This is a genomic window from Microcoleus sp. PH2017_08_TRC_O_A (assembly GCF_020738665.1).
Taxonomy (GTDB): Bacteria; Cyanobacteriota; Cyanobacteriia; order Cyanobacteriales; family Microcoleaceae; genus Microcoleus.
On the sequence record NZ_JAEQCE010000044.1, the window covers coordinates 19,133 to 42,015 of the forward strand.

The window sequence follows — 22,883 nt, forward strand, 5'->3', positions numbered from 1 at the left end:
ATCGTACAATACGCGAGCGGGGACGCTCGCACTCAAAGAAAAAATGCTTTTTACAAAAATGAGATGCTCCCATTGGTAATTTTCCCTAATGACTACTGACTAATGACTACTGACTAATGACTACTGACTAATGACTACTGACTAATGACTACTGACTGATGACTACTGACTGATGACTAATAACTGATGACCATTGAAAACAGACTATTGACAGCTAACAAATGACAACAGACTCTAGACAGCAAAGAATCGGTATATTTGACAGTGGCGTGGGCGGTTTAACTGTTTTGACGCAGTTATACAAACAATTGCCCAACGAATCAATACTTTATTTTGGAGATACGGCAAGGCTGCCTTACGGCACTCGGGCTGCGTCGGAAATTGTGCATTTTGTCCGCGAAATTATGGCCTGGCTGGTGGAACAGGATGTGAAAATGGTCATTATGGCCTGCAACACCAGTTCTGCTTTGGCGATGGAGATGGTGCAGGCTGAGTTTGATATTCCGGTGCTGGGAGTAATTCTGCCGGGGGCCCAGGCTGCGGTGCAGCAAGGCAAGCGGATCGGGGTGATCGCAACTCCTGCTACGGCTGCTAGCAATGCCTATCGAAATGCGATTTTGGAAATGGATGATTCTTGTCGGGTATGGCAGGTTAGCTGTCCGGCTTTTGTGCCTCTGGTGGAGCAAAACCGGATTCACGATCCTTATACTTCTGAGGTGGCTCGGGAATATTTGGCTCCTTTGATTCAGCAGCGCATCGATACGCTGATCTATGGCTGCACTCATTATCCGCTGTTGGCTCCCGTGTTGCGATCGCTCTTGCCTGCTGGGGTGAATTTAATCGATCCTGCGGTGCGCGTGGTGGCTGCTGCTGCCCGAGAATTGGAGGTTTTAGGGCTGCGAAATTCGGGTGCTGCGCTGCCGACTCGTTTTTGCGTGAGTGGCGCCCCGCAGCAGTTTGCGGACTTGTCGGTGCAGTGGCTGGGCTGTACTCCTGCGGTGGAGAAAATATCTCTGCCGACGGTTGTCCGTAGCGAAGCGGGGCGTAAGCCATCGCCCGTATCCGTGGAATCTGTCGAGTAAGCGGAAAAATTTATCGATCGCGCGCTAGCAAAGCTTGCAGAAGACGATCGCACAAATCCCACACCAATTTCCCACAGGAATGCAACTGTAAGCAAACTCCAAACCCTTATGTGACAAGTCATTCCCGATTCTTTAATCAAAAAACGAAAATCGAAAATCGAAAATCGTATCACCCCCCACATCCCAAGCTTTTCGGGATTTGGGGGGTTTAATTATTGCGATCGGAGGTAGCAATCAATCATCAATCTGTAATAAGATTTAACAAAAGCTTTGATGAACAATGCAAATAACGTCCTCTATCTGCTGGAGCTCTTCAGCCTTGAACCATGTCACCCTATATATCGCAAGCAGTGTTACTTGTAGACGGCTATAACATGATTGGACTTTGGCCTCGACTCCGAGAGAAGCGCGATCGCGACGAACTCGAAACAGCCCGCCGCGAGTTGATTGAGGTTTTAGTTAACTACAGCGCCGTTCAAGATTTTGAGGCCAGACTGGTGTTTGACGCTCACTATCGAGATACTCCGAGCGTTAAAGAAATTATTACTAAAAATTTATCAGTGCACTACACTGACTTCGGTCAGACGGCAGATACTTATATTGAAAAGTCTTGTGCTAGTTTGCGCTACGAGTTGCGATCGGTCAAAGGCAAAGGGCGGATGATTGTCGCCACCTCAGACCGAGCGCAGCAATTGACCGTAGTCGGCTACGGTGCCGAATGGATGTCCGCCGAACAACTAGCCGCTGACGTAGAATCCACCGCCCGCCGCAGCGAGCGCCAGCACAAATCCCGCAAACACAACTCCAGTCGCTTTCTGTCGAATTCCCTCGATCCTGAATCGCAGCAGCGCCTCGCCAGAATGAGAATGGGGCTGCATTAGCTGCTGGAACCCGCTTTCTGTACGATCGAAAAAAAGTTTGTCAAAGGCCTTGCCAAATCCTCTAAGTTCAGCTACTATTAGTAAATGTGGGTGACAAAAACCACGCAATCCTCGGTAGCTCAGTGGCAGAGCGATCGGCTGTTAACCGATTGGTCGTAGGTTCAAATCCTACCCGGGGAGTTAGTAAAAGTCTGAAGTTGGAAGTTTCCAGCTTCAGATTTTTTTGTTTTTATTTTCCGATATATTTTTCTATAATGTAGATGCAAACACTTTACCTGTATCGTCAGGAACCCAACTCTAAAGAGATTGGGCTTGCAAGAGAAATCAAGTAAGCCATTCTGACCAGCCTAAGACCTCACGCAGGTCTACGTTATTTGGGTCACGACACCCTGTGGATGCGACGCTAGTCCCCTGCCCTGTCGCTAGTAGTTAAACTGTTTCAAGGTCACTGAAACAGTGCTGCTAGCCGGAAAAAGCCCTTATAACATTGACCGACAAGCGAACATTACCCGAAAGGGATTCGGAGACAACCATATCTCCACAGAGGGGCAACCATACCCCTCTAACCCCGAAAGGGGATTCAAGGCGGTTGAAACCGCCGAGTCGTTTTCCTCTCAGGTCTAAAGACTCGCTCGTTTCCCACTTACCAAATATTTTTTATGAGCTATCGCGATATCATCACCATAGAGCCAGATAAGCGTGGTGGCAAGCCCTGCATTCGTCGGATGCGAATTACGGTTTACGATGTTCTTGGCTGGCTGGCTTCTGGAATGTCTATTACTGAGATTATTGACGACTTCCCAGAACTGACAGAAACAGATATTAGAGCCTGTTTAGAGTTTGTCGCCGATCGCGATCGTCGTTTAGTTGCTTCGGTGAGTGTCGCTTGAAACTACTATTCGATCAAAATCTGAGCCGAAAATTAGTTACTCGCTTGGCTGATATTTTCCCTAACGCTAGCCATGTTGAATTTCACGGGCTAGCAGAGAAAACAGATACAGAAATCTGGGATTTCGCTAAGTTGAACGATTTCTGTATTGTGACAAGTATGATTGCAACGAAGTAAAAAGACTTTGTGCATCCGCTGCAATGATTTTTTACTGTCACCGCTACTCCTCAAATGAAATTAAAAGCTTCCGCAGCAGTTGAGCTAGAACTTTACGTTCGGCTTCGTCTAAAGCGCTAAGGAGTCGATGCTCATTGGCAACATGAGCCTCAACAGCTTTCTCGATCGCGTTGAAACCTTTATCGGTTAACTGAATTAGCGTCCCTCGGCGATCGCTCGGATCGTCCATGCGCTTCACAAGATCGGCCCGTTCTAAGCGATCTATACGATGCGTCATCGTACCCGATGAAACCATCAATGTATTGAATAGCTCGGTCGGCGTAAGCTGGTACGGTTGGCCAGAACGGCGCAATGTCGCCAACACATCAAATTCTCCAACGTTCAAGCCAAAGTTGGAAAATGTCTGTTGAAGCGATCGTTCTAAGTATTTGGTCAGTCGCCCCATCCTACCAATAATGCCCATTGGCGACACATCTAAGTCAGGGCGCTCTCTTTGCCATTGAGCCAAAATCGCATCGACTGGATCGGCATTCATTGAAATGCTACTCACCTAAAAATTTTGATGCCAACCATCTTAACATCAAGATAAATGCTAGAATCTTGGCATCAAGTATCTTGACGTTAAGATAAAATTGTGAAGACAGCTACTGTTCGCCTCTCTGATATTCTGCTGACTGCTCTGGCGCCGATGATCTGGGGAACAACTTATGTTGTAGCGACTGAACTCCTGCCCCCTAACCATCCGCTATTAGTGGCTGCTTTGCGATCGCTCCCCATCGGTATTCTGCTAGCAGCCTGGTTTAGACAACTGCCCAAAGGTATTTGGTGGTGGCGTATTCTGCTCTTGGGTAGCCTCAATATCGGAATTTTTCAAGCACTATTATTTGTCGCTGCTTATCGCCTTCCGGGTGGCGTTGCTGCAACGGCAGGCGCAATCCAACCTTTATTAGTCGTATTATTTTCTTCGTTAATATTGAATGAAAAACCGTCTAAGCTGTCTATTGTGGTGGCGATCGCAGGCTTTATTGGTGTCGGGTTGCTGGTTCTGGGCCCTAATGCGCGTCTTGATAGCATTGGCATTGTTGCTGCGATCGCTGGAGCTGCAACAATGGGTCTGGGAACGGTGCTAGTCAAACGTTGGAAACGCCCAGTTTCTCTACTTGTTTTTACAGCATGGCAGTTAACAGTTGGTGGAATCGTTCTGCTGCCGATCGCCCTAGCGATCGAAGGGCCAATAACTCATATCTCAACAACTAACCTATTGGGCTTCGTTTACCTGGGCTTAGTCGGCACTGGAGTTGCTTATGCACTTTGGTTTCGGGGGATTGATAAACTCAAAACATCGGCTGTGGCATCGCTAGGGTTGATGAGTCCTGTAGTAGCAACACTACTGGGATTCGTCTTACTACACCAAACACTTACGCCAATTCAACTGATTGGGATGGGAATTGTTTTGATGAGTGTTTTGATAGGGCAACAAACGGATCGGCTACGTCAACGCTTATCTAATACTTTCAAATCTCGGATCAAAAAATAACTTACAGTCGTCATCCTAAGGTGCGTCAGGAACAAGAGTTTCGAGTTGCATCAACTATTTGGCTGACGCACCCTACGGAATATTACCGAATACTAAACATCGCGTTCCGTGCGTACCCATTTAGTTTGCCGTTTCAGGATAAAACCCAGATACAAAGGGATTTTCCACAGGATGTAAAAAGGAACAGATAATAGAGTTGCGCCGGAAATGTCGGCACGCCCAAATTTTGCCCAAGCGCTGACAATTGAAACTAAAATTAGCAATCCTTGTACTCCTAATAATATGGCGGGAATCGCGGATGCTCCGATAATTGCTGCTAGTATTGAGGCAGCAAAAGCGGCTAGCCAGATAGCAACTAAAAGGGATAGGGGAGGGACGGATAAGTCGAGGGCGATCGCCATTAAGTCAAAACGCTGTTGCTCGATCGAAGCTGTCGCCAGCCTGGGAGTTTGAGTTAGCAAGGTTTGTAAGTGTCCGTGTTCCCATCTGGTTCTTTGAGTTTTAGCTACTTGTTCCTGCTGCGGCAAACATCCGGTGACTCGGGCTTCGGGGCAGAATACCGTTGGATGTCCGGCGATCGCCAAATCCAAGCTCATTTGCATATCTTCGACGATATTGCTGCTGGCTAAGGGAACATCTCGAATGATTAACCACGGAAAAGCCATGCCCGTACCTGTTAGCAATGACGGGAATCCTAACTGTTTTAATCCGCTCGGCCGGACTAGGTTTTTCACTAGAAATGCTAAGGCAGAAATCGAATCTTTTGGGGTAGGATTGGGCGGCTGTTCCATTAAATATGTTGCTTGGACTGGCCTTTGTTCTGCCATTGCCACCCGGGCTAATTTGTCGATCGCGTCCGGCTGACAAATGCAGTCGGCGTCAACCATGATGATCACTTCTGGGGGGTCTGAGGCGATCGACTGCAAGCCGAAATCTAGGGCGTATCCCTTCCCCTTGCGTTCTGTGTCGTGGCGCTCGATCGCGCTTGCACCGCTGTTGCGGGCGATTTCTGCTGTGGCGTCGGTGCAGTTGTCAGCAATCACTAACAGCCGGTCTTGAGGTGTTAGCTGCGGCAATATAGTGGAGATGGTGGCGGCTATTCCTGCTGCTTCGTTGTAGGCGGGAATTAAAACTGCTACTTTGGGGCGGGCTTCTTGAGTTTCCGCTGTGTCGCCAAAGCTGGACAGGAAAGCTGCACAGCATTCTAGGAATAGAACTGCAACCGGAATTAGAACGATCAGGGCGATCGCCGAGAGTACAACATCAACAAATAGGAACCCTAGCTGATTTATTTGCACAATTCTAGTACCTTAATTTAATTTAATTTGCTGCGGTCATTGAGTTGATTTAATCAATTTGCACCCTGGTCTACTCAGCGAGCAAACCTATTATCTAAGCTATCATAATATCATGTCCTGAAAAATCACCATTATTAGGTGCGAGCCTTCGAGAAGACGGGATATTATGCAGCGATTCATCTGCGTTCATCTGCGTTCATCTGCGGTTAAAATTCTAGAATTAATTCAAATGTCGATCGATCGTCACAATCGAAATTGGATTCAACGCATCAAAACGAGTCAAACTGCCCGCAGACACAGAACGCGATAACTGCACCTGCACGATGCGGTAACTCCAGTGCGGTTCCCGGCGCACCCGATCGCCAATCCAGCTTAAAACAGTAGCAATATCCTCAAAAACATCCAAAGCTAGGACGATCGACCCTCCAGCGAGCAGCCGCAGAGCGCAAACGCCCAAAATTTTAGTCAACCCTCCACCGCTACCACCGATAAAAATCCGGTGCGGCGGACGCAAGCGGTGCAAGATTTCCGGGGCGGTTCCGTGAATCGAAAACACATTTTGCAACTCAAAACGGCGACAATTGAGTTCGATCGCAGAAGTGCCAGAAACCGTTTGTTCGATCGCGTATACCTCAGACTGCGGGAATAAACGAGCAATCTCGATCGACACAGAACCGTTACCAGCACCCACATCCCAGACAACTTGTTCGGGTTGCAAAGCCAATTGTGCCAGTACCAACACCCGCACTTCCCGTTCAACCGTCAAACCAGGCCTGTCGCCACAACCGATAAAAGCTGCATCGGGAATACCCAACAAAGGCAACTTTCCCAAATCCAAAGCTTCTATCGGCGGGGAGTGCCGCAGCATCACCACCACGCTCAGAAGTGCAAAATCCTCTCCCAGCAAAGCTTCCAGAGACTTGTAACCCACGCGTTCTTCGGCGGAACCCAAATTTTCGCCAACCCAAAACTGGTAGCGTGTGGGCAAATCCAGAGCTTTCACCAAACTTGCGATCGCCGCCGGAGTGCGAGTTTCGTCTGCGAGTACCGCAATTTTCTCAACACCCAGCTTGAGTTTTGCCGTCAGTTCCTCAAAAAAACGTCCCTGGGAACCCACAAAATGAGCATCCTGCCAAGGGATGTGCAAGCGGTTAAAGGCCAACTGCACGCAGCTTGCATGGGGGTGAAAAGTCAATTTATCCGGCGGCAGTTGGGAAATGAGCAACTTTCCCCAGCCGTGGAACAGCGGGTCTCCGGCAACTAAAATTACAATCAGTTGATGCGAGGGGGTGGAGGGGGGCGAAAAAGTCCCTGCATCTGGCTCTAAATTCGCATCTACGGCAAACCAACGCCGAATTTCCAGAATTGCTTCGGTTAAATCTTCCAACGCCCAGCGCTCGCAGGATTGCTCGGGAAAATAGCTCAAATGCCGATCGCTCCCGATGAGCAGAGCGGCCATTTCTACAACCTGCCGCGCCGATTCGCTCAGCCCAGCAGCTCCATCTAAACCAATACCAACAACGTGTACAGTCACTTTTGCATTAAAAATTAAAAAACCAGAATTACTGATTTTTCCTGGTTTCTCATGAATTTTTTGCTTGATTTTGTTGTCAAGTCAGAATAATTAAAGCATTTTATAAGCAGTATTTTGAAGGTTGGGACAGAGGAGAGGGGGGAGAGGGGGAGAGGGGGGAGAGGAGGAGAGGGGGAGAGGGGGAAGAATTGGGAGAGGGGGAGAGGGGAAGAGGGGGAAGAATTGGGAAAATCTTCCTTGATTCCTCATAATTCTGGCTTGTATCGGTTAAATTCCGTACTTTGCTCGTTGCCGAACTTCGCTCGAACCTCTTTCTTCCTTCTTCCCTCTTCCTTCCTTCTTCCCTCTTCCTTCCTTCTTCCCTCTTCCCTCTTCCTTCTTCCTTCTTCCTTCGTGGTCAAAACTCAAAAACAGGCCAATCCGGTTGCCGCACGTAGCTAGTCATATCGTCAAACTTCCGCAGTTCGGCTTTGTGCACCCACAGATCCTGGGGCGTGTCGAGCCATTGGTCGTTTAACTCAGCCATCAGGGCAGAAAAATGAGCGCGGTCTAGGTTCGGCCCGGTATCCCCAAAATAAGCCAGAGTAATGTGTGCCGTAAAATGATATTGCTGTTCAATTCCCAAGGCAATTAAATCGGGATTTTGATAGATCGATCGACGAAACTCCAGAATTTGCTTGTAAGAGTTTTCGTCCGTCGGTGCCAAACAGACACCTACAGCCCTAGTCATCACCATCAACCCCAGCACCGTCCAGCGTATGGGAGAGCCGCCCGCCAAGGGTTTGCAGGCCGCAAAACCATCTTTCATGCGCCCGCGCAGTTGACCCTCAAATTCTGGATTTTTCTCAGAGGCATCTCGAAAAGCGCTGCTCCAAATCAGATCGGCGACGGTTAAATGGAAGCTATCAGGAGGCAGTGCTACGATCGCACCGTCCGCGATTTCCTGCAATAGCCGTTGTTGGACTGAGTGTAAATTAGTATAAAGTGCAGTATTGTCTGCATCTTCCCCCGCAGGTGGCGTAATCACCGAATAACCCGGAAAAGGTACAGGAGTTCTGTGACCGGCTTCATCAGGCTTAAATTTTGGAGATTCCTGAATGTGTTCCACCTGGGACTTGTAGGAGTCCAGCAGCGTCATTCGCGCCACCCGATTTACGTAAGCTTGATAAGTATCATCCAATCTTGATTTCCTCGCGGTGAAATACTGCCACACCAAATTTTATATTATGGTGCGGGCTTTCAACAGATACATTTAACCCGGCAAATCCAGGACTAAGCCTGATACTACCGTGTATGGCAATACAGAAAAAGCTGCAAGCTCTCCTGTCAAGGAGGTATCTCTCAAAGCTTTCAACAGGATATTGAAAGCGCCATTTGAATTTATGTCCACACTTTGAACAGGTTTTTGATGTGTATTCTTCCGTTATGCCTACTACAAAACTGCCATTTAACAGCAGCTTGATGCTTCAACATTTGCTGGAAATGATAATGGCTCAAAGTGACCATGGTCTTAGCTGTTTTAGTCGCTAAAGCATTTTTTTCTCAATCTACACTACCAGCTTTTACCTAATTATTCAAGAAGTTTCTAGAAAATCATTTACTTTGTATCAACAGTCTGATTCAGGATATGTTGGACTTCGGGATCGTGCAAATCTGATTTTTTGGGCTGCTGAACTTGAAATATGCCAATTTACCTGTTTTGGGGGGAAGACGACTTTGCGATCGCGCAAGCAGTCACAAGTTTGCGCTCCTCTGTCCTCGACCCCAATTGGGCTAGTTTTAACTATGACAAGATTGTTGCCGATCGACCCGACGCTGTGGTTGAAGGACTCGATCGAGCTTTAACGCCACCCTTCGGCACCGGCAGCCGTTTTGTCTGGCTGGCAAATACGACTGTAACGCAGCAGTGCTCTGCGGAACTTTTAGCCCAATTGGAACGGACGCTGCCAGTAATTTCCCCTAGTACCGTATTGCTGCTGACATCTGTCAAAAAACCCGACAGCCGGCTCAAATCTACCAAGTTAATCGCCAAGTCCGCCGAATTCCGAGAATTTTCACCGATTCCGCCTTGGAATGAAAAAGAGTTAGCCCAGCGGGTGCGCCAAGTCGCCGGCGAAATGAATGTCAAATTGACCGCCACGGCGATCGAACTTTTAGCCGAATCCATCGGTAGCGATACGCGCGGGCTATACAGCGAACTCGAAAAATTGCTGCTGTTTGCCGGCAATCGCAGTCAACCTCTCAACCCCGAGGAAGTCGCCGCACTGGTGCACTGTAACGCCCAGAATACCTTCCAGCTAGCCGATGCGATTCGCGAGGGCAAGACTTCCGCTGCTTTAGAGTTATTGGCGGGCTTAACGGCTCAGAGCGAACCTGGTTTGAGGATTGTGGCGGGCTTGACTGGTAAGTTTCGGATTTGGCTGTGGGTGAAGGCAATGATCCAAGCGGGCGATCGCGATGATAAAATTGCTCAAGCTCTAGACCTCGGCAATCCGAAACGAATATACTATTTTCGCCAAGAAGTCAAGAACGCCAGCTTAGAAAAACTACAAAAAAGTTTGCCTTTGCTGCTAGAGTTAGAAGCTTCTTTAAAGCGGGGCCGGGAAGAAGTCTCAACCCTGCAAACCAAAGTAATAGAACTTTCTAGCTTGTTTCGGTGAGGAGAGACAGCCCAGCAGGAGCGGGCCGTGACTTTCAGTCAGTTGACAGTTGACAGTTGACAGTTGACAGTTTGAGGGCGACCTCTACCTGGAAGGAAAAGGATTGGAGTAATGAATAGGCTTCTTTTAATTTCTCCCGATCGGGCGGGCGGGCTTTAAACCAATTCTTTCTGGTAAATTTTTACAACAAATTGCGCGATCGGATATATGCTGGATATCCGATCGCGCGCAAAAATCTCAATAGCTACGAGAAATAATCTCAGAATGCCACAGTAGAAGTTAATGTGGTAAATAAATATTGTCCGCCGCCGAACGCCGATCGATTAATATTATTTGCCGGCTCTCCACCCCCCCCAAAAAAAAGAGCGCTACCCATGACACAACAGAACCTGCGGGAACTTCTGAAGCAGGGCGATCCAAAAGCGATCGCATCTAGCATCAACCGTACACTCAAACCCAAAGGCATCAACGCCGATGTGACGCGGGACAACGGCTGCCTCCACATAACTCTGGAGTCAGGCAAAGTACCGAGTCAAATGGCATTGGTGGATTTCATCCGCAGCGGGATGACGAATTTGGGAGTCGAATCAATTCACACTGTCAAAGTTTACGGGCGTCGCACAGGTGACGGCTCCCCTGCGTGGGAAGATGAAATAGATCTGATGCCAGCAGATCCAATGCTTTATGCCTCGGATACTGGAATGCCTGACGACTCTGTAGGTTTAGATGATGTCGAACCCGATGGCGAAGACTATTATCAAGAGGGACAATTCGATCCAGATGACGACGAGGAAGACGACGAGGAAGACGAAGACGAAGATGTAGCCCCCCCTCCGAAAAAACAATTCCCAAAATGGGCAATACCTGTGGGTATCTTAGTGCCTTTGGGGGCGATCGCAGCGCTTTACTTGACTGGAAATTTCCCCTTCGGTGGCGGCTCGAACCCTGAACCGAGCGCCCCCGAAGCAGCTTCGCCCTCCCCCAAAAAAGCCACATCTCCTGCGTCTAAAGCCACATCTCCATCTCCCAGCGCATCTGGCGAGGCCCCACAGGCAGCATCTCCTCCTGCACCAAAAGCCGCTCCCACTAATGCTGCTACGCCCGCGAGCCCTGTTCCCAAACCTCCTGCGCCCAAGGCAGCATCTCCTGCGCCAAAAGCAGCATCTCCTGCACCAAAAGCCGCCGCGCCTAAGCCTGACTCTTGGAGGGAAGGCGTTAACAACGCTCAGAAGGCGGCAGTTTTGGCACAGACGGCTCAATCTCAAGCAGAGTGGATTGCGGTAGCAAGCGAATGGCAGAAAGCGGTTCAGCTTATGAGAGCCGTGCCGTCAACTAGCCCCAACCATTCAAAGGCTCAGCAAAAAGCGGCAGAGTACCAGGCAAATCTGATTGTTGCCAACCGCAGGGCGGCGGCAGCACCTTAAGAGTTTTGAGTTTTGAGTTTGATACTCGATGTGCTAAAAAGTCAAAAGTCAAAAGTCAAAAGTAAAAAATCTTGTTTTTACTGAAAGCTTTATTACTTTTGACTTTTTTGAATTTTACTCATATCGAGTCCGGTCGCACCGTCCTGGCTATAATGGCGGTGTGGTGAAGAGCGTGCGATCGTACAATTATGGTCAAGCGTCTGGTTGTTGAACCACATCTTTCAGTAGAAGAAGTTGAAGGCAACTACGGTTAGGAATCCGACCCGATCGATCTCACTTGGTACCATACTATCTGGCTGGAACGCTATAAGATTGGTAGCCAAAAAGGTACTATTTCATCGCTGTCAAGACTTAATTCCTGGTTTAACTTTCTTTAATTGGTGGCATTGTTCTATTGCTAATTGCGATCGAAGCCTACCATACAAGTTTGGTGGCAGCGGACTTGATATTAAACTTTAATCTATACTGGGAGCATTCTCGGTCAAACAAGTGATAAAGTCAGTAAAATTGTCAGAAAAAACTGATTGTATTTGAGACTTTTTCTTGCCAAAGCTGGTTCCAAAATGCTAGAATAAAAATGTCTCCGGTGTTGAAGTTATAGCGGTAAAAAAAAGAATGTAACTGTAGGCAAGCTCGAAAGCCTGATAGTGATAAGTCATTCTAAAATATTTAATTTAAAATATTTAATCTAAAATTAATGGTATTAGTGCCGGATTCGGGTCAGTGTCTATTCCGAATTCACAAATATTGGCAGAAGTCAAGCGCTTGTGGGTGAGGGGAAATTAGTATTGGGTAGGGAAAAGTCAACCGGGCGCACGGGAGGGGCTGTGCCGTTGGTTTTGGCTGTGGGAGGGTCTGGTTGGTAAACTTGGATGCGATCGCGCCCGAGATCTTTGGCTTGGTACAGCGCTGCGTCGGCTGCGTCAATCAATATCGAGGCTGGGGATTTAGATGCAGGAACCGTACTCGCTGCTGCGTCGGCTGCGTCGATCGCAATAGAGGCTTCGGATTCAGAGATAGGAACCATAGTCGCTATCCCCAGACTGACAGTGACGTAGTTGCTCACCTGAGAACCAGCGTGAGGAATCTGTAAAGCTGCGATTTTGAGCTGTATGTGTTCGGCTACCAGCTCGGCCCCTTCACTCGCCGTATTCGGCAAAATAACGGCAAATTCTTCGCCTCCGTAGCGAGCTACTAAATCGGCAGGGCGATTAATTGCTTTGCCGATCGCCTGGGCGACTTGCCGCAAACACTCGTCTCCCTTTGGATGTCCGTAGGTATCGTTATAAGTTTTAAAAGAATCAATATCGCACAAAATTAGGGACAGAGGTGTTTGTTCCCGCGCTTGTCGGCGCCACTCCCTGTCTAAATACTGATCGAACCGACGGCGGTTTGCTAGCTGCGTGAGTTCGTCTAAAGTTGCTAAACGCTCTAACTTGAGGTTGGCTGCTTGCAACTGCTGGTAGAGTTCTGCTTGTTTGATCGCGATCGCCAACTGAGTGGCCAGAGAAGACAATAACTCGACTTCCAACTGCATCCACTGTCGGGGACTGCACTGGTGAGCCATCAGCAGTCCCCACAATTCCTCCCCTTGCACTAGCGGTACTACCAAATAAGCTCTGACTTCAAATTGTGCGAGCAAGTCAATTTGAGCGTGCGGCAAATCGGCGGCGGAGACATCCGCGATCGGTCGGATCGCCCGATGTTGGTAGGCTTCAAGATAGAACTCGTCAAAACAGAAATTTTCCAGGGTTTCTCCCAGCATCGGCCGACAGTTGAGTGCTACAGATTCCACTGTCACCGCCCCCGTCGGGGGTGTGGCGCAGTGACTGCCCGTACAGGGGTTAAAGCGGACGATCATCACTCGATCGGCCTGAAGGAACTGGCGCACTTCTGTCACTGTCGTGCTGAGCACTTCGCCCAAATCTAGAGACTGGCGGATGTGCTGAGTAATCGTCGCCATCAGCAGTTCCCGTTCGTTTTGTTGTCGCAGCGCCTCTTCTGCCTGCTTGTACTCGGTAATATCTTGAGCAGTGCCGAAAATTTGTTTGGGCTTCCCCTCTGCTGTGCGGGCGAACACTTGATCGCGGCAGCGAAAGTGGCGCCATTCGCCCGATCGGTGTTGGAGCCGATAGTCCAACTCCAAAATATGCCCGTCTGCGACTGAGGGAAATTTTTGCAGGTGGGCGGATAGCCTCGGCAAATCTTCTGGGTACACCAAACTGGAATACAAAGCTGTTTGCATCTGTAAAATTTCTTGGGGAGTGTAGCCTAGCAGCTTAGAAGCTTGACCGTTGACATAGACGTTGCGCTGTTCGGTCAAGTCGTAAATGTAGAGTAAGTAAGGCGCCACATCGGCAATCTGCTGGATGAAATGCTGGCTCTCGCGCAATTCTGCTTCCACCCGCTGGCGCACTTCCACTTCTTCCAAAGCTTGATCTCGCATCGTGCGGTAAGCTTGGATGCGGTGGGTGAGGTCGGTTACGTCTTGTATTACCAACAGGGCGTAAAACGATTGGCAGTTTGGTGGGATAAAGCCGTAAGGCGAAATTGAATCCCGAAAGTTTGACGGCAATGCGACACCAACAGAATCTCCTTGTCGCACCATACTATCTGGTTCCAACTCCACAGTCGATCGAATCAAGTTGGGAATATTCAGTTCTGCAACGCCCGGTGAAAGTGCAGGGACAGCCGTCACAGTAGTTTGCTGGATGCGCTGCTGGCCCTCTTGCCAAGTTGCCGGAATCAGGTGCTTGTGAATTTGAGAAGAAAAAATTGTTGGCGGGCCTCCTGCAAAGATTTGCTGGAAGCGATTTGCGTACTTGAGCTGGCTCAGGTGAGGAAAATGAGTTGTGATCTTGGTTCCCAACATTTGCTCGCGCCCAATTTTCGTCCAGTCTTCCAGACAGGCATTCCAAAACAGCACCACAAAATCATCTCGCAGCAGGCAGGCGCCGACTGGTACACTGTCGAGAACTCCAAACTTTTCCTCAATAGTTTTGCTCTCCTCGATCATAGACCCCCGGCAAGTTGATTGATCGCAGCCAACAAGGCGTCAAAGGAACTGACATTGAAAATGAGGATGATATCTCCTTCAATGTGAAGCCTTTCAATAATGAAACGGGTTTGGGCTAATAAAACCACTGTATCAGCAGCCAAACCGCCAGATGTGAGCAAAGTCGCGATCGTCCCTTCCGTGTAATTGGGAATTGAGTAGTTCAGGCGCTGCTGAAGTACGTTGCTGATTGCACCCATGACCCCGTTGATTACAATATTTCCTACTTCACTCAGCGTACCAATTTTGACCGAATCCAGGTCGTGAGTTCCAGCTTCTTCCCCAGTCAGCATGGTCACGAGCGTGGCCGCACTGTTGGTGGGAAAGACTAGCTGGGCAATGCCTCCAAAGGAACCAGTAAATTTGAGCTGGACGGCGGAAATTTGTTCGCCGTTGAGGTGCTGCTCTAATTCTGTTTGCACGTCGGCTGGAGACAGGATTTGGAGGTAGGGAATTTGCAAGCGAATGGGAGATTCGATCATGTCGTTCAAAATCCCTGCTGCTTGACCGATCCCGATGTTGACGAGTTCCTGCAAAGCATCGAGCTGTCGAGCGCTTAATTTCATGGGGCGCTCTCCTCGCTGGCACTGAGAGCTTTTTTGATCCACCCGATTAGTTCGTCTGAGTTGGGCATTTTGTGAATTACTGCCAGGGCTCCGAGTTCCATGCATTCGGATTTGGTGGTTGCTTGAATATCTGCGGTAATGACGATGACTGGAATGTTATATCCTCGATCGCGCATGGCTTGCAGGACTTCGCGACCTTCCATTTCTGGCATCAGCAAATCTAAGAGCATACAGTTTGGGGTCTTAGCGGCCAGAAGTTCCAGAGCTTCCGGGCCGCTCGATGCTTCCCAAGTCTCGTATCCTTCTGCTCGCAGGATTTTGCAGATCACCCTGCGAGTCAACCACGAATCTTCGACAACGAGAATTGATGTCACTACGTTCTCCTCCTTCAATTGTTTAGGACTGACCGATGTTGCAGGCACTGCTTCGATCTTGACAGTAGTTTAAACTGTTGGGATCGCCTGCGATCGCTCGCATTAGGTGAATTCCTGTTCTTAAAAACTAACGCATTAAGGTGTTCGATAGTCTAGTCTCTTTGATTATGGGAAGAAAAAACCCGGTTTCTGAATGAAACCAGGTTTGCGGGATCTGTATTGCTCGTAACACCGGCCCTCAATTATAGATTACCAAACGCTTCCTGAGGGACTCTACTCGCTTTTTAGCAGTGGCATTTTCTGGATCGCAGGTGAGAGCTTGTTCGTACATTTCCAAGGCTTGAGCTGTTAATTTCTTGCGCTCATAGGCGTGACCGAGATTGTTGAGAGATGTAACGTAGTCGGGCTGCAACTTCAGGGCTTCTTTGTACTGACGGATCGCGATGTCGTACTGTTCTTGGCCGAAGTGGGCAAAACCTAGGGCGTTGTAAAGAAATGCTAGATCTTCTTCGCCTGCTAATTCTTGGCTTTTCAGAGCTTTTTGAAATAGTACGATCGCCTGGGAGTAAAGTTTCTTATCTACATAGATACTGCCTAACTCGTAGTATTCCTGTGCTGTTCCTTTTTCTATGGTCAGCTTATTTTCTAAGCGTTCCAAGGACATTTCCAGCTTCCGAGTTTTGAAAATCTGGCGCACAACAAACCAGGAAGTGCTACCGAGTATAGCCAGCAAAACTGACAGGTAAACAATCAGCAAATTACTATCCATGTTTTTTTATGTTAGTTGGTTTGTGGAAGGTTTTATTTATTTTAATCCGCTAGCAATCTGTGAGATTTGCCTTGGCAACTATATAAAAACACGAAAATGGCGATCGACTAGCCCGATCGCGATTTCTGAAAAATCAAGAATCCAGAAGTAAGAACAAAGAAGGAAAATGAGTCTCAACCTCCTAGATTTATCAGGAGTTTTCCTTCTCTGGCAGATAGCTAAATCTTTCCTACTTCTGCTTTCTTCTGTCTGAAAACTATTCAAGCTTTCACGATCCGGCTCGATTTGCCATTTCCACGACTTTACCGAATGTTGCGGGGTCAATGATTGCCATTTGTGCCAGCATTTTGCGGTTGATTTCGATATTGGCTTTCTTCATGTTGCCGATCAGTCTGCTGTAGCTCGTGCCGTGTTGGCGCGATGCAGCATTGATCCGAGCAATCCACAGGCGGCGGAAATCGCGTTTGCGTTTTTTGCGATCGCGATAACCATTTCGCAGGGCTTGCATCACCCGTTGGTTAGCTGTGCGGAACTGTTTGGACTGTGCCCCGCGGAAACCCTTGGCTAATTTGAGAATTTTTTTGCGGCGCGCTCTGGCGACATTACCGCGTTTTACCCGTGTCATCTTTGAATTTCCGTTAAACTTTACAAGTATGGAAGCATTAACCGCACGTTACCATCATTGGTCTCATCGATGACGACCAGCTTAGAGAGACGGCTTTTGCGAGCTGAACTTTTGTGTGAAAGCAAGTGGCTTTTGTAAGCTTTGCGGCGCACAATTTTTCCGCTGCCGGTCGCTCTAAAGCGCTTTGCGGCTGCTTTGCGAGTTTTGAGTTTTGGCATGGAGTGGTGTTATTTGGACACAAGCTTCAACTGTATCACGTTTCTGCTACTTTCTGCAAGCTGGATTTGCGACGATCGGGATGGGATGACTGAACTCGGCGCTGATCGCGATACAAGCGGAGGGCGTAAACTCCGGCGGCAGTTGACTGCAATTCTTTAATTACTGCTGCCATTTCGATCGGCAATTCTTCAATTTTCGCTACCGAAACCGGATGTTCCGACGGCAGCAAAACCGGAGCCGCCAGCGCTGCAAAAGTTATGTCGGCTGCGGATATTGTATCGCCTACTAAATAGGTTTTGCCACCTGCTAATCTTCGATCGACAATCTCAAAAATTTCTTTGATTCCTTGCAGCGAACTGGCGGCGGAATCTGCTGTTATGTTGTAGACTTGCCGCACTTTGGCGCTAATCAACGGAAAGGCTATTTCAAACCCTATTCGCTCAAGTACGGGGGTACTGTTGCACCAAGCTCTTCGCATTGTTTTGCGATCGCCCGATCGATAAAAATATCCCCAATTGCGAGTATATTCTCCCAGTCTAGCATCAAATAACTCTTCAAGTGCTTCGACTTCTTGGCGCATTTCTACATTTGTCGGATACAAATACTGACCTGATGAACTGATTGTATCGAGGTAATGCAAAATATCTGTTGAATCTGTAAAATTGCCAGATTTGGTAACTAAAACAGGAACGCTGCTACCTCCGTTTTTGCTGGTGGCCGATCGGTGAAAAGGTGGTACGTGTCTTTCTTCAATGTAGGGAATTTTTAGCAAGTCAAGGGCCCACCGCACTTTTTCGCAGTAGTGACTGATGGGGATGGTGATGAGGCGGATAACTTCGGTATTGGCAATTGTTGAATGATTCATAAAGTAATTGAGATTTGTAAATATTTGCAGTTTGGTATTGGTATTATTTCGGACGATCGGCGTAAAATTTAAGTACTAAACTCCTGACTACAAAAAGTATTTTGTGTGAAAATTTATCGATTTACTGTTGAGCAAAATATGCTTGAGAAAACTCAGATGGAATCGGCACTGGTTTGCGAGTTGATAGTTCAATAAAACAACCAGATTGTTGGGCGATAGCAGCGACTTTCCCAGCTACAATTATTTCAGCATCCATCATCCATTTGAGCGATTTCATTTTGCTCATCCAAATTTTACCAGTTGGTTTATCGAAAATATTAATCGGCTGCTTGTATTCAATTGCTGTTTTTACCAACATCGGAGCTACACCATTTTCTAGCATTTTCTGTACTGGAAAATAAGCATCAGCAAGTGCGATTCGCAAGTCTTCCAACCAGCGGATATAAACAATATTGCTAACGATTCCCGCAAAGTCGATATCGTAAGTTTGTACGGGAAAGCTTAATTCTATTTCCAAAGGTCTTTTCTGTTCGCTGGATGCTTGCATTTTGGGTACTCTCAGTCTATTTTTAATAATTGAAAAACTGCCTCGATTGGGGAGGAAAATTGGAGGCAGAGCCTAGTAACGAGGAGAAATTGCTCTCTTGAGACCGAAAGGTCTGTTTGATAACAAAAAAATTATTCGGTTCTAAAGTTGACTGTCGAGATATCCGTGCAAATGCTCAATTGCTCTTTTGACATGAATTGCATCCCCATAAAGTTTACTCATCATCACGGCTCCTTCCAGGGTTGAAATCACAATAGTTGCGACTACATCGGCTTCGACATTTTCTCGAACTTCGCCTTTAGCAATTCCTTTGTTAATAATTTTGCAAATCAAAGCCCGCCAACCATCCATTGCTATTTGCACCCGCTGACGCAAAGCTGGATGAGCATCATCGCTTTCAACTGCTGTATTTAACAGGGGACAGCCACCTGGAATTGGAGGATTTTCGGCAAACGTGCTAAATAAAGATATAACAGCTTTTAGCCGATCGACCGCATGACGTTTTCCTTTCAAAGCCCCGAGATATTGTCGGCGCATACATTCAGCCGCAAAGTCAAAAGCTTGCAGGGCTAACTCATCTTTGCTCTTGAAATGGTTGTAAATTCCTCCTTTTTGCAAGCCTGTAACGCGCATGATGTCAGACATAGAAGAACCTGAGTAGCCGTACTGATTGAACAGTGCTGCGGCTTCCCTGAGAATTTTTTCTCTGGTTTCTTGAGCTTTTGACATTTTTATGGCGCTAACCGACTTATCGGTCTTTTTTAGAGAATAGCAGAGCGAGCTGTGAATGGCAAGGGGCGATCGCAATTAATTTAAAATTCAACTTAAAGCAGCCCTAACCATCCCGCACCATCCAAACCAACATCCCCAGCAAAGGTTCCACAGGCGGCACAGGATAGTCATTGAGGTCAATTGTCAGAGTTTTTGCCTCCAACTTCAAAAATCTCCAAGCAGTGCCACTACTGACACTTCCGTAGATTGTGCCGATCGCAATATTGTTGATTTCATTAAACTTTTGAGCTGCTACCATCTCGGCCGCGCACTGTCCCAATCCCATTTTTAAATCGGCTTTTTTCGCTTCAACAATCACAATTGCTGGTGCTTCGATTAATATTTGTTCGGGAGAACGACTAATTAAAAAATCGCAGATACTACTCAATCCCAACTCCGGCTCTACAGTAAAATCTTCTCCCGAAAATAGACTCACTTGCCGCTGTAAAATCTTGCGGACTTCGACTAAAATAGGACTAATAATCAGTTCTGATCGCGCTTTTTCAGAACCCGTCGCTGTAGCAAGCGGCAATCCTTCAATGAGGGATTCAGTTAAATATACACTAGGCTCGATGGGTTCGGTTGGTGGCAAAAATCTGCCTGCTTCTACGGTAGTTAAGCCGAAATCGCGTTTAGCTTTTCTGAGTGTGAATTCACTGTAGGGCATTGAAAGCACCATTTTTATTGATGTTAATATAGCATCTGATTAAATTTGAAATCAAAATCATGGCATACAGCGATTTTACACTGCGAAAGGTTAAGCAAAGCTTCGGATTGACCGCAGTTGAAGGCGGGCGTTTTTTGCCGGAAGTTGAGCCGATCGCACCCAGTGCTATTTTAGCAGGTTTGTTGGCAGATACAGTGCCTTGGGCGATCGCAGTAGGAACCGAAAAAGCTAAATCAGAACTAATTATTGCTCCCGCACTTTTGGAAGTCAAACGGTTGCTGAACCGCCAAATCAGCGTATTTTCTGGCACTGATTTCACCGTGGATACCGCAGCGGGATTAAACGGAGTTTGCGATTTTTTAATCAGTCGCTCTCCTGAGCAATTTGAGATAGAAGCACCTGCTGTTATGCTAGTAGAAGCGAAGCGAGATAACATTAACAGCGGTTTAGGACAGTGCATTGCTGAAATGGTGGCGGCTCAAAGATTTAATGAAATTAACAATAACCCAATTCCGATTATTTACGGTTCAGTAACTACCGGCACTGCTTGGAGATTTATGAAACTCGAAGGGCAAGTTGTGACTATTGATGTCAGTGATTATCCGTTTCCTCCTGTCGAGACAATTTTGTCGATGCTTGTCTGGATGGTACGGGAAGGTTGAGAAGAAGTCAGTAGTCAGTAGTCAGTAGTCAGTAGTCGGTAGTCAGTATTTATGTGTTATTTGCGATCGAAACTAATAATCATAGGACTTATGCAATTCCCAATTCCCAATTCCCAATTCCCAATTCCCAATTCCCAATTCCCAATTCCCAATTCCCAATTCCCAATTCCCAATTCCCAATAAAAAAAATAGGCCAGCCATATTAGCGCCTATCTCAATCAATATTTTAAGGGTTCACCGCAACGCCGTCTTACCTCAGCTTTTGACCTGGTATTTTACCAGGTGGGCACCGTTGGCTCGGACTTAAAGTTTCTGGGTACAAGCCCAGTTTACTGCTGTCCAAACATCTTGATTCCCGAGAGTTAAGAGTTATAGATCAAAAAAACATTATTGGCAGTCACCAACGTCGCAGTAGAACCTTTATGTGAACAAACCTGACTGTCAACTGAGTACAGTTAGACCGCAGGCTTCTTTTTCCTTTTTTTCAAAGGCTTTTTATAGTGAGGTAGTTCCACCCCCACTTGTTAATATAGTATCAGAGTATTTCCAGATCATCAAGGGGTATAAAAGAATAATTGTCGGTTTCGGTATCTACACCCGACGAGCCTTTCATCCCAAGGAGTAATTCCCAACGGGGTACTTCGCGCAGCAATTGAGATTAATCCCCTCTAAATATACCCTTAGACTTCCCGGCTGGTAGTTAACATACAGCAACTAACTCGATTTTGGCAACTCTTCGAGCAATTTAACTTCCATACCAGATAGATTCAATGGTTTGAGCGATCGCACTAGCCGACTTTCCTTCATTCTCCCCCAAGTCCCCGTCGAAGAGGACAGTAACGTGACCCAGTTTCCTGCCAGGGCGGGATACTTTCTTACCATACCAATGTACAAAAGCGCCGCTAATTTGTGCCAGTTGTTTTCGTTTCTCTAAATAATCTGACTCCGCAGACTCGTAGCCCAGCAAATTTACCATCACAGCACCTGCACATTTTAGATCGCAATTACCTAAAGGCAGTTGACAAACTGCGCGCAAATGCTGTTCAAATTGTGAAGTTTTGCAAGCATCGATTGTAAAGTGTCCCGAGTTGTGGGTGCGGGGAGCAATTTCATTGACTAACAGCTTATTGTCGGCGGTTAAAAATAATTCAATGCCGAATACGCCGACGGCTTCTAAGCTATTGAGGAGAGTACGGGCGATCGCACAAGCTTCGGTTTGCACCTCTAAACTAATATCGGCGGGGGCAATCACTACACGACAAACCTGATTTTGCTGTTGAGTTTCCACGATCGGGTAAATCGCTATTTCACCAGTTGCCGATCGAGCTGCGATCGCAGCCAACTCGCGATCGAACGGCACAAACTCTTCTACCAGCAAAGACTGACCTTTAAGTGTAGCGCTAATTGACTCAAAACTCTCGCGATCCTTAACAATAAAAGTACCTTGGCCGTCGTAACCGTGGCGGCGAACTTTGACGACAAAGGGAAAATCTCTAGGCCCAGATTCCGAGTTTTGTTCTATCTGTGTGCTGTCGGAAACAGAAATTGCTAAATTGTCGATCGCAACTTCCCCGCACATAGGTTCATGCCCCACAGCCCCTGCTCCAATCTGCCTTCCCTGGGGTTCCTGCAACAAATCTAAATCCAAATCCGCCATACTATCTGGCGCCCAAAACCTGGGAGTTGGCAAACCCAACCTTTGTAAATAACAGCGCTGCACGTACTTATCCAACAAAGGAGAAAGCGACGACAAACTCGGCTGAAATAACACACCTTGCTGTTCTAGCGTTCGCAAACCATCCAAATCCACAAACTCATTTTCAAAAGTAATAACATCGCAGCCATCCGCCAAATAAGCCGTAGCCAAAACATCATCAACAGCCCCCAAAACAGCACCCACAGCAGCAGAAACTGCCGGGTCATCACCATTAGGAGTTTGGACTACCAATTCAATACCCAGCGCGCTAGCAGCTTCTCCCATCATCCAAGCTAGCTGACCGCCGCCGACAACGCCCACCCGCTTCAATTTGGCAGGCGAACTCGCAGCGGTTTGATTAGATTTCATGTGAGTAAAATTCCTGGTATCAACTTGTTTATTTTATCGCTATTTGTAGCCGAATGTATGAGAAATATTGAATATTTAAAAGCAATTTTTTTGGGCTAATTGCACGATTTAATCGAGGCAGAACCTAGAAAAAATCGACGGCGAAAGTCTTGAATTATTGCACGATCCCAGGATGCCGGCAAATAGCGATCGCTCCCCACTCCTCCAGAAAAGTGC

General features: G+C 47.3%; 25 protein-coding genes, 1 tRNA gene and 1 other RNA gene. 9 read left to right on the plus strand and 18 right to left on the minus strand.

Annotated features, from left to right (window positions below; all coding sequences use genetic code 11):
- Nucleotides 1-221: 221 nt before the first annotated feature.
- The 5 genes from murI to JGK22_RS17120 all read left to right on the plus strand — a co-directional run bounded on the left by murI (nucleotide 222) and on the right by JGK22_RS17120 (nucleotide 3,029).
- Nucleotides 222-1,082, plus strand: a complete 861-nt coding sequence (gene murI / locus JGK22_RS17100) for a glutamate racemase (RefSeq protein WP_293184665.1) — start codon at nucleotides 222-224, stop codon at nucleotides 1,080-1,082.
- Between the two features lie 326 nt (nucleotides 1,083-1,408).
- Complete coding sequence (locus tag JGK22_RS17105) at nucleotides 1,409-1,963, plus strand: NYN domain-containing protein (RefSeq protein ID WP_293184667.1); 555 nt, start codon at nucleotides 1,409-1,411, stop codon at nucleotides 1,961-1,963.
- 108 nt (nucleotides 1,964-2,071) lie between these two features.
- Nucleotides 2,072-2,143 (plus strand) — tRNA-Asn (locus JGK22_RS17110).
- Between the two features lie 479 nt (nucleotides 2,144-2,622).
- A complete protein-coding gene (locus JGK22_RS17115; protein WP_293156139.1) occupies nucleotides 2,623-2,853 on the plus strand; it encodes a DUF433 domain-containing protein in 231 nt (76 codons plus the stop codon).
- The gene (locus JGK22_RS17120; protein ID WP_293184669.1) at nucleotides 2,850-3,029 is read left to right on the plus strand and encodes a DUF5615 family PIN-like protein; all 180 of its coding nucleotides are present in this window, start codon (nucleotides 2,850-2,852) and stop codon (nucleotides 3,027-3,029) included. The genes JGK22_RS17115 and JGK22_RS17120 overlap by 4 nt, the downstream gene beginning before the upstream one ends.
- A 43-nt stretch (nucleotides 3,030-3,072) precedes the next feature.
- On the opposite strand, the gene JGK22_RS17125 is transcribed toward JGK22_RS17120, so the two are convergent.
- Complete coding sequence (locus JGK22_RS17125) at nucleotides 3,073-3,579, minus strand: MarR family transcriptional regulator (protein WP_293184672.1); 507 nt, start codon at nucleotides 3,577-3,579, stop codon at nucleotides 3,073-3,075.
- A gap of 84 nt (nucleotides 3,580-3,663) precedes the next feature.
- On the opposite strand from JGK22_RS17125, the gene JGK22_RS17130 reads away from it, so the two are divergent.
- Complete coding sequence (locus tag JGK22_RS17130; RefSeq protein ID WP_293184674.1) at nucleotides 3,664-4,566, plus strand: EamA family transporter; 903 nt, start codon at nucleotides 3,664-3,666, stop codon at nucleotides 4,564-4,566.
- Nucleotides 4,567-4,658: 92 nt separating this feature from the next.
- On the opposite strand, the gene JGK22_RS17135 is transcribed toward JGK22_RS17130, so the two are convergent.
- The 4 genes from JGK22_RS17135 to JGK22_RS17150 form a co-directional block, all read right to left on the minus strand.
- A complete protein-coding gene (locus JGK22_RS17135; protein ID WP_293313266.1) occupies nucleotides 4,659-5,864 on the minus strand; it encodes a glycosyltransferase family 2 protein in 1,206 nt (401 codons plus the stop codon).
- Between the two features lie 220 nt (nucleotides 5,865-6,084).
- Entirely contained in the window at nucleotides 6,085-7,398 is a 1,314-nt protein-coding gene (gene cbiE, locus JGK22_RS17140) for a precorrin-6y C5,15-methyltransferase (decarboxylating) subunit CbiE (RefSeq protein ID WP_293313268.1), read from the minus strand.
- Nucleotides 7,399-7,643: 245 nt separating this feature from the next.
- Entirely contained in the window at nucleotides 7,644-7,799 is a 156-nt protein-coding gene (locus JGK22_RS17145) for a hypothetical protein (protein WP_293184683.1), read from the minus strand.
- On the minus strand, nucleotides 7,796-8,536 hold the full coding sequence (locus tag JGK22_RS17150; protein ID WP_293184776.1) for a DUF1868 domain-containing protein: 741 nt from the start codon (nucleotides 8,534-8,536) through the stop codon (nucleotides 7,796-7,798). Before JGK22_RS17150 ends, JGK22_RS17145 begins: the two co-directional genes overlap by 4 nt.
- 544 nt (nucleotides 8,537-9,080) lie before the next feature.
- Between JGK22_RS17150 and holA the strand changes: the two genes are divergently transcribed.
- Both holA and JGK22_RS17160 read left to right on the plus strand, forming a co-directional pair.
- Nucleotides 9,081-10,058 carry a DNA polymerase III subunit delta gene (holA, locus tag JGK22_RS17155; protein ID WP_293207014.1) on the plus strand — a complete coding sequence of 326 codons (978 nt, stop codon included), beginning with the start codon at nucleotides 9,081-9,083 and terminating at the stop codon, nucleotides 10,056-10,058.
- A gap of 374 nt (nucleotides 10,059-10,432) precedes the next feature.
- A complete protein-coding gene (locus tag JGK22_RS17160; RefSeq protein WP_293184689.1) occupies nucleotides 10,433-11,482 on the plus strand; it encodes a hypothetical protein in 1,050 nt (349 codons plus the stop codon).
- 757 nt (nucleotides 11,483-12,239) lie between these two features.
- Here the strand turns inward: JGK22_RS17160 and JGK22_RS17165 are convergent.
- From JGK22_RS17165 to JGK22_RS17210, 10 genes are all read right to left on the minus strand, one after another.
- Nucleotides 12,240-14,498: a diguanylate cyclase gene (locus JGK22_RS17165; RefSeq protein WP_293190542.1), complete on the minus strand. Its 2,259-nt coding sequence runs from the start codon at nucleotides 14,496-14,498 to the stop codon at nucleotides 12,240-12,242.
- Nucleotides 14,495-15,103 carry a chemotaxis protein CheC gene (locus JGK22_RS17170; protein WP_293148579.1) on the minus strand — a complete coding sequence of 203 codons (609 nt, stop codon included), beginning with the start codon at nucleotides 15,101-15,103 and terminating at the stop codon, nucleotides 14,495-14,497. The genes JGK22_RS17165 and JGK22_RS17170 overlap by 4 nt, the downstream gene beginning before the upstream one ends.
- Nucleotides 15,100-15,477 carry a response regulator gene (locus JGK22_RS17175; RefSeq protein WP_293184695.1) on the minus strand — a complete coding sequence of 126 codons (378 nt, stop codon included), beginning with the start codon at nucleotides 15,475-15,477 and terminating at the stop codon, nucleotides 15,100-15,102. The genes JGK22_RS17170 and JGK22_RS17175 overlap by 4 nt, the downstream gene beginning before the upstream one ends.
- Nucleotides 15,478-15,715: 238 nt before the next feature.
- Entirely contained in the window at nucleotides 15,716-16,246 is a 531-nt protein-coding gene (locus JGK22_RS17180; RefSeq protein WP_293184697.1) for a tetratricopeptide repeat protein, read from the minus strand.
- 268 nt (nucleotides 16,247-16,514) lie between these two features.
- The gene (rplT, locus tag JGK22_RS17185) at nucleotides 16,515-16,871 is read right to left on the minus strand and encodes a 50S ribosomal protein L20 (RefSeq protein ID WP_293148587.1); all 357 of its coding nucleotides are present in this window, start codon (nucleotides 16,869-16,871) and stop codon (nucleotides 16,515-16,517) included.
- Between the two features lie 20 nt (nucleotides 16,872-16,891).
- The gene (gene rpmI, locus JGK22_RS17190; RefSeq protein ID WP_293126590.1) at nucleotides 16,892-17,089 is read right to left on the minus strand and encodes a 50S ribosomal protein L35; all 198 of its coding nucleotides are present in this window, start codon (nucleotides 17,087-17,089) and stop codon (nucleotides 16,892-16,894) included.
- A gap of 35 nt (nucleotides 17,090-17,124) precedes the next feature.
- Entirely contained in the window at nucleotides 17,125-17,955 is an 831-nt protein-coding gene (locus JGK22_RS17195; RefSeq protein WP_293184700.1) for a glutathione S-transferase family protein, read from the minus strand.
- 121 nt (nucleotides 17,956-18,076) lie between these two features.
- Nucleotides 18,077-18,502 (minus strand): thioesterase family protein, encoded by a 426-nt coding sequence (locus JGK22_RS17200; RefSeq protein ID WP_293225601.1) that lies wholly within the window; start codon nucleotides 18,500-18,502, stop codon nucleotides 18,077-18,079.
- A gap of 141 nt (nucleotides 18,503-18,643) precedes the next feature.
- Complete coding sequence (locus JGK22_RS17205) at nucleotides 18,644-19,231, minus strand: TetR/AcrR family transcriptional regulator (RefSeq protein ID WP_293184706.1); 588 nt, start codon at nucleotides 19,229-19,231, stop codon at nucleotides 18,644-18,646.
- A gap of 106 nt (nucleotides 19,232-19,337) precedes the next feature.
- Entirely contained in the window at nucleotides 19,338-19,940 is a 603-nt protein-coding gene (locus JGK22_RS17210) for a hypothetical protein (RefSeq protein ID WP_293313270.1), read from the minus strand.
- A gap of 59 nt (nucleotides 19,941-19,999) precedes the next feature.
- Between JGK22_RS17210 and JGK22_RS17215 the strand changes: the two genes are divergently transcribed.
- The gene (locus JGK22_RS17215; protein WP_293313272.1) at nucleotides 20,000-20,602 is read left to right on the plus strand and encodes a hypothetical protein; all 603 of its coding nucleotides are present in this window, start codon (nucleotides 20,000-20,002) and stop codon (nucleotides 20,600-20,602) included.
- A 72-nt stretch (nucleotides 20,603-20,674) separates the two neighbouring features.
- On the opposite strand, the gene JGK22_RS17220 is transcribed toward JGK22_RS17215, so the two are convergent.
- From JGK22_RS17220 to JGK22_RS17230, 3 genes are all read right to left on the minus strand, one after another.
- Complete coding sequence (locus JGK22_RS17220; RefSeq protein WP_293184713.1) at nucleotides 20,675-20,803, minus strand: hypothetical protein; 129 nt, start codon at nucleotides 20,801-20,803, stop codon at nucleotides 20,675-20,677.
- A 29-nt stretch (nucleotides 20,804-20,832) separates the two neighbouring features.
- A non-coding RNA gene (gene ssrS / locus JGK22_RS17225) (6S RNA) lies at nucleotides 20,833-21,020 on the minus strand.
- Nucleotides 21,021-21,347: 327 nt separating this feature from the next.
- Nucleotides 21,348-22,667 carry a 5-(carboxyamino)imidazole ribonucleotide synthase gene (locus JGK22_RS17230; RefSeq protein WP_293184715.1) on the minus strand — a complete coding sequence of 440 codons (1,320 nt, stop codon included), beginning with the start codon at nucleotides 22,665-22,667 and terminating at the stop codon, nucleotides 21,348-21,350.
- Nucleotides 22,668-22,883 lie beyond the last annotated feature (216 nt).

Excerpts from the sequence above, each read along its gene's own strand:
- JGK22_RS17210 (WP_293313270.1), bottom strand. The coding sequence starts at position 19,940 with ATGCCCTACAGTGAATTCACACTCAGAAAAGCTAAACGCGATTTCGGC.
- JGK22_RS17200 (WP_293225601.1), bottom strand. The coding sequence starts at position 18,502 with ATGCAAGCATCCAGCGAACAGAAAAGACCTTTGGAAATAGAATTAAGC.
- holA (WP_293207014.1), top strand. The coding sequence starts at position 9,081 with ATGCCAATTTACCTGTTTTGGGGGGAAGACGACTTTGCGATCGCGCAA.
- murI (WP_293184665.1), top strand. The coding sequence starts at position 222 with ATGACAACAGACTCTAGACAGCAAAGAATCGGTATATTTGACAGTGGC.
- JGK22_RS17160 (WP_293184689.1), top strand. The coding sequence starts at position 10,433 with ATGACACAACAGAACCTGCGGGAACTTCTGAAGCAGGGCGATCCAAAA.
- rpmI (WP_293126590.1), bottom strand. The coding sequence starts at position 17,089 with ATGCCAAAACTCAAAACTCGCAAAGCAGCCGCAAAGCGCTTTAGAGCG.
- JGK22_RS17105 (WP_293184667.1), top strand. The coding sequence starts at position 1,409 with ATGTCACCCTATATATCGCAAGCAGTGTTACTTGTAGACGGCTATAAC.
- rplT (WP_293148587.1), bottom strand. The coding sequence starts at position 16,871 with ATGACACGGGTAAAACGCGGTAATGTCGCCAGAGCGCGCCGCAAAAAA.
- JGK22_RS17180 (WP_293184697.1), bottom strand. The coding sequence starts at position 16,246 with ATGGATAGTAATTTGCTGATTGTTTACCTGTCAGTTTTGCTGGCTATA.
- JGK22_RS17220 (WP_293184713.1), bottom strand. The coding sequence starts at position 20,803 with ATGGCTGGCCTATTTTTTTTATTGGGAATTGGGAATTGGGAATTGGGA.
- JGK22_RS17195 (WP_293184700.1), bottom strand. The coding sequence starts at position 17,955 with ATGAATCATTCAACAATTGCCAATACCGAAGTTATCCGCCTCATCACC.
- JGK22_RS17215 (WP_293313272.1), top strand. The coding sequence starts at position 20,000 with ATGGCATACAGCGATTTTACACTGCGAAAGGTTAAGCAAAGCTTCGGA.
- JGK22_RS17150 (WP_293184776.1), bottom strand. The coding sequence starts at position 8,536 with ATGACGCTGCTGGACTCCTACAAGTCCCAGGTGGAACACATTCAGGAA.
- JGK22_RS17165 (WP_293190542.1), bottom strand. The coding sequence starts at position 14,498 with ATGATCGAGGAGAGCAAAACTATTGAGGAAAAGTTTGGAGTTCTCGAC.
- JGK22_RS17170 (WP_293148579.1), bottom strand. The coding sequence starts at position 15,103 with ATGAAATTAAGCGCTCGACAGCTCGATGCTTTGCAGGAACTCGTCAAC.
- JGK22_RS17205 (WP_293184706.1), bottom strand. The coding sequence starts at position 19,231 with ATGTCAAAAGCTCAAGAAACCAGAGAAAAAATTCTCAGGGAAGCCGCA.
- JGK22_RS17115 (WP_293156139.1), top strand. The coding sequence starts at position 2,623 with ATGAGCTATCGCGATATCATCACCATAGAGCCAGATAAGCGTGGTGGC.
- JGK22_RS17230 (WP_293184715.1), bottom strand. The coding sequence starts at position 22,667 with ATGAAATCTAATCAAACCGCTGCGAGTTCGCCTGCCAAATTGAAGCGG.